This is a genomic window from Streptomyces sp. SID5910, assembly GCF_009862125.1.
In the GTDB taxonomy this organism is placed as follows: Bacteria; Actinomycetota; Actinomycetes; order Streptomycetales; family Streptomycetaceae; genus Streptomyces.
In genome coordinates this window covers 1-4623 of record NZ_WWHX01000593.1, presented here as the reverse complement: position 1 = coordinate 4623, position 4623 = coordinate 1, and the positions used below count along the sequence as shown (strand labels likewise).

Here is a 4623-nt window from a genome sequence, read left to right as displayed (position 1 = left end):
CACGGTCTGGACGTGGCCGGGCTGCGGCGCAGCATCTGGGAGTTCCTGTCCCGCTGAGCGCCCGCTCCCCCCCCCGCGCGCCCCACCCGGTCCCGGCCGCTCCCGCCCCGCCCGCCCCGCGGGCCAGGGCGCGGGAGCGGCCGGGGCCGTGTCGCCGGAGGAAAGGCCGGCGGTGGCCGGGGGCGCCGGGCACGACCGCACGGGACCGAGGACGGAGCCGCCCGACCGCGGCGGCCCGAGAAGAGGAGGAACACATGAGGACGACGGACACGGCCGCCCCGAGCGCGGCACCACTGGTGGCCGACGACGCCGCCCGCATCACCGATCTCGTGGACGATCTGTTCGAGGCGATGGAGGACGGCGACTGGGAGCGGGTCCCGGCCCTGCTCGACGACGAGATCGAGGTCGACCACACCTCCCTGACGGGTGGTGAGCCGGTACGGCTGACGCGGGCGCAACTGATCGCGCGGTGGCGGGCGGCGCTGCACCCGGGCAAGACCAACGCCCACGTCCTGGGCCGGTGCCGGGTGCGGGTGCGAGGGGCGCACGCCACGGCCCGTTTCAGCTGCCATGTACTCAACGCCCTGGAGCCCACGCTGGGCGGCGCCGAGTGGGAGGCGTGGGGCCGGCACACGCTGACGCTGCGCCGTGGCGAAGGGGCGTGGCGGGTGGCGGGCATGGACTTCGCCACGTTCCACACCCGCGGTGACGTACGGGCGTACACCCACACCGCCGGTTCCGCCGCGCCGGACGGCGTGGACCCGTAGGCGGGGCGTGCGCCCACCGCGGGCGCACCGGTGACGGGGACGGCACGCCCCGGGGCCCCGGCCGGAGGAATCCGGCCGGGGCCCCGGGGCGTCGGCGTGCGGCGGTGTCACACGGTGGTCGGGCTCCGCCCGGCCTCCTCGTACCGGGCGCGGAGCTGGTGCTGGCGGGCGCGTTCCGCGCCGCTGCCGAACGCCCACGCGAGCAGGCCCGCGGCGGCCAGTGCCACGCCCACCCAGCAGGAACCGTTCCAGCCCCAGCGGTGGTAGGCCTCGGCGGAGCACGCGGAGCCCACGGCGCCGCCCAGCGCGAAGGAGATCATGTAGCCGCTGGCCAGCCGGGACCGGGCGTCGTCGTTCAGCTCGTAGACCACGCTCTGGTTGGTGACGTGCACCGCCTGGATCGCGGCGTCCATCACCACGGCCCCGGCCACCAGCCACACGATGCTGGTGCCGCCCAGCATCAGCAGGGCGAAGGACAGCGCCAGCACGGCCAGGCAGACACCGGAGGACTGCCACCGCCAGTGGCGGTAGCGGTCGATCAGCCGGCCGCCGCCCGAGGTGATGAGCGCGCCCGCGACCCCGGACAGGGCGAAGACGCCGATGCCGATCTGCGAGTAGGAGAACGGCGGGGCGGTCAGCAGGAAGGCCACGCTGGTCCAGAAGGCGGTGAAGGCACCCATCACACAGGCGCCGAGGAAGCAGCGGGTGCGCAGGACCGGATGGTCGCGGAACTGGGTGAGGACGGACAGCACCTGGGCGCCGTAGGCCATGCGCAGCGGCCGGGAGCCGTCGCGCACGATCCGCGGGACGGCCACCGTCACCACCGCCATGGCGAGGGCGGCGACCGCGTAGACCGTGCGCCAGCCGCCGAGGGCGGCGATCAGGCTGGCGACCGTCCGGGACAGCAGGATGCCGAACAGGACACCCCCCATGATTACTCCGAGGGCGCGGCCGCGGGTGGCGTCGTCGGCCAGTCCCGCGGCGTAAGCGGTCAGGATCGGAATGGCGACCGCGCCGACTCCGATGAGCACGGCCAGGAGGTCCAGCACCAGCACGTCGGGGGCGAGGGCGCTGCCCGCCAGCGCCAGGGCGTCCAGGGCGAACAGCGCGGTCAGCAGGAACTGCCGGCGCATGATGTCGGCGGCCGGGACGACGAACAGCAGGCCGCAGGCCACGCCGATCTGACCGGTGGTCACCAGCAGGGACACCGCCGAGGACGAAGCGTTCAGATCGTGCGCCATGCGGTCGAGCAGCGGCTGGGCGTAGTACGCGTTCGCCGTCGTGATACCGCAGACAACGGCCAGCAGCAGCGTCAGCCCGCGCGTCAGAGGTCGTGACTGCACCTGCGGAAGCCTCCTCTTGTGGTTCGGGCCGCGGCGCGGGTGCGCGCCGCGGGACTGCGGGATGCAGCGTCGTCCTTCACCCTCACCCGGTTCCCTCCCCACGTGCTCACATCCCGCTCATCCGGGTGTCGTGACCCGTGCGTGGGGCGCTCGTGAGCCGGAGCGGAGCGCGTGCGCCCACCGTGACGTCAGGGCCTCCGGCCGGGTGCCGGTCACCGTCGCCCCGGCGGGCGTGCCGGAGCGGGCCGGAGACGACTAGACCACGGAAAGGCAGGCGAGGTGGACGTGCAGGACGCGCAGCCCGCGGACGCGGGGACACGGGAACGGACCGCGGTGGTCGCGGGGTTGGGCGCGTGGGTGCCGCGGAGCGTGGTGACCAACGACGAGCTGGCACGCGCGCTGGACACCTCCGACGAGTGGATCCGTTCCCGCACCGGCATCCGCCGCCGGCATGTGGTCTCCCCCGGGGAGAGCACCGGAGACCTGGCCGTGGAGGCCGGCCGGCGGGCGCTGGCGTCGGCCGCCCCGGACGGTGCGGAGGACGGCGGTGACCGCGCGGCGGACGCGGTGGTGCTGGCGACCAGCACCCCGGACCGGCCCTGCCCGGCGACCGCGCCGGAGGTGGCGAGCCGGCTGGGCCTCGTCGGCGTGGCGGCCTTCGACATCTCGGCCGTCTGTTCGGGGTTCGTCTACGCCCTCGGCGTGAGCGGTGCCCTGATCACGTCAGGGGCCGCCGAGCGTGTACTGGTGGTGGGGGCGGACACCTTCTCCACCATCCTCGCCCCCGGCGACCGCACGACCCGTGCCGTCTTCGGGGACGGCGCGGGGGCCGTTCTCCTGCGGGCCGGGCACCCCGCTGAGCGTGGTGCCCTGCGCGGGCTGACCTGGGGCAGCGACGGCACGCGCAGCGACCTGATCCAAGTCCCCGGAGGTGGTTCCCGCCGACGGTCGGCCGGCGAGCCCGCGCGCGAGCACGACGCCTACTTCACGATGGCCGGCCGTCCGGTGTTCGGGCAGGCCGTGCGGCGGATGGCGGACAGCGTACGCGCGACCGCGGACGAACTCGGCTGGGCCGTGACCGACATCGACCGGGTGGTGCTGCACCAGGCCAACGCCCGGATCACCGCCGCGGTCGCGGACCGGCTGGACCTGCCCGTCGACCGCTTCCCGTCGAACATCGGCCAGGTCGGCAACACCGTGGCGGCCTCCATCCCGCTGGCCCTCGCGGACGCCGCACAGGACGGCATCCTGCGCCCCGGCCACCGCGTCGTGCTGTGTGGCTTCGGCGGGGGGCTCACCTGGGGCGCACTTGCTCTCGAGTGGCCGCAGGTCAAGCCCGTGTGAACACGGCGGAGAACGAACGAGGCAACGTCGGAAGACGGCAGAACTCACACAAGGAACAAGGAGTGATTCCCCATGACGCAGTCCCCGATCACGACCGGTGGCCACACCGCTCCCGACGGACCGGGCCGAGAGGCGCCGGCGGGCGTCCGGCGACGGATCGCCGCGGTACTCACCGGACAGTTCAAGGTACCGGCCGAGTCGGTGCAGCCGCATACGACGCTGCGGGAGATGAAGTTCGACTCACTGGTCCTGATAGAACTCGGCCTGGTGCTGGACAAGGAGTTCTCGGTGGCCATCGACGACGGCGAACTGTCCGACGCGTTCACCCTGGAAGAGCTCGCCGCATTCGTCGCCGGCAAGCAGGCGGACGCCTGATGGCCGCGGACGTCGTCATCACCGGCCTCGGCCTGGTCACCCCCGCCGGCATCGGCGTGGAGGAGAACTGGGCGCGGGTCCTGTCGGGACTCTCCTGCGCCGCCCGCGACGACACGCTCGACGGCCTGCCGGTCGACCTGTGCTGCCGCGTGCCCGGCTTCGACGCCGACGCGCTGCTGGGCGGGCGGACCGCCTGGCAGCTCGACCGGTTCGTGCAGCTCGCCGTGGCCGCCGCCCGCATGGCAGTGCAGGACGCCGGGTGCTCCAGCGACACCTGGGACGGCACCCGGGTCGGCGTGGTGCTGGGCAACTCGCTGGGCGGGCCCGGCGTGCTGGAAGAGCAGCACGCCGTGCTGTGCGAGGCCGGCTCGCGGCGGGTGTCGCCGCTGACCATCCCCAAGTACCTGCCGAACATGGTGGCGGGTCAGGTGGCCATCGACTGCGGCGCGCAGGGGCCGAGCCTGGTGACGGCCACCGCGTGCGCCTCCGGGGCGACCGCGGTCGGCCTGGGCCGGGACCTGCTGCGGGCCGGGACGTGCGACATCGTGCTGGCCGGGGCCAGCGAGTCGGCGCTCACCCCCACCACCCTGGCCGGCCTGGCCAAGATGGGGGCGCTGTCACGCGGGAAGGCCGACGCCGAGCGCGCCAGCAGGCCCTTCGACGCCGACCGAGACGGTTTCGTCGCCGCCGAGGGCGCCGCGGTGCTGGTGCTGGAACGGGCGGCCGACGCGCGGGCCCGCGGCGCCTCGGTGCGGGCGGCGGTCAGCGGCTACGGCGCTGCGACCGACGCCCAC

The 4623-nt window shown here is 74.5% G+C and carries 5 protein-coding genes; 4 read left to right on the top strand and 1 reads right to left on the bottom strand.

The window, feature by feature from the left end; translation table 11 throughout:
- The first annotated feature begins 254 nt into the window (after positions 1–254).
- On the top strand, positions 255–767 hold the full coding sequence (locus GTW67_RS20890) for a nuclear transport factor 2 family protein (RefSeq protein WP_161166327.1): 513 nt from the start codon (positions 255–257) through the stop codon (positions 765–767).
- A 107-nt stretch (positions 768–874) separates the two neighbouring features.
- Here the strand turns inward: GTW67_RS20890 and GTW67_RS20885 are convergent, their stop codons facing one another.
- A complete protein-coding gene (locus tag GTW67_RS20885; RefSeq protein ID WP_161166326.1) occupies positions 875–2110 on the bottom strand; it encodes an MFS transporter in 1236 nt (411 codons plus the stop codon).
- Positions 2111–2389: 279 nt separating this feature from the next.
- Between GTW67_RS20885 and GTW67_RS20880 the strand changes: the two genes are divergently transcribed.
- The 3 genes from GTW67_RS20880 to GTW67_RS20870 form a co-directional block, all read left to right on the top strand.
- A complete protein-coding gene (locus tag GTW67_RS20880; RefSeq protein ID WP_346010704.1) occupies positions 2390–3454 on the top strand; it encodes a beta-ketoacyl-ACP synthase III in 1065 nt (354 codons plus the stop codon).
- A gap of 72 nt (positions 3455–3526) precedes the next feature.
- Positions 3527–3829 (top strand): acyl carrier protein, encoded by a 303-nt coding sequence (locus tag GTW67_RS20875; protein ID WP_161166325.1) that lies wholly within the window; start codon positions 3527–3529, stop codon positions 3827–3829.
- A partial coding sequence (locus GTW67_RS20870; protein WP_237518959.1) for a beta-ketoacyl-[acyl-carrier-protein] synthase family protein occupies positions 3829–4623 on the top strand: 795 nt, incomplete at its 3' end. The genes GTW67_RS20875 and GTW67_RS20870, both read left to right, overlap by 1 nt.

Coding starts and splice junctions, on each gene's coding strand:
- GTW67_RS20890 (WP_161166327.1), top strand. CDS start 255: ATGAGGACGACGGACACGGCCGCCCCGAGCGCGGCACCACTGGTGGCC.
- GTW67_RS20875 (WP_161166325.1), top strand. CDS start 3,527: ATGACGCAGTCCCCGATCACGACCGGTGGCCACACCGCTCCCGACGGA.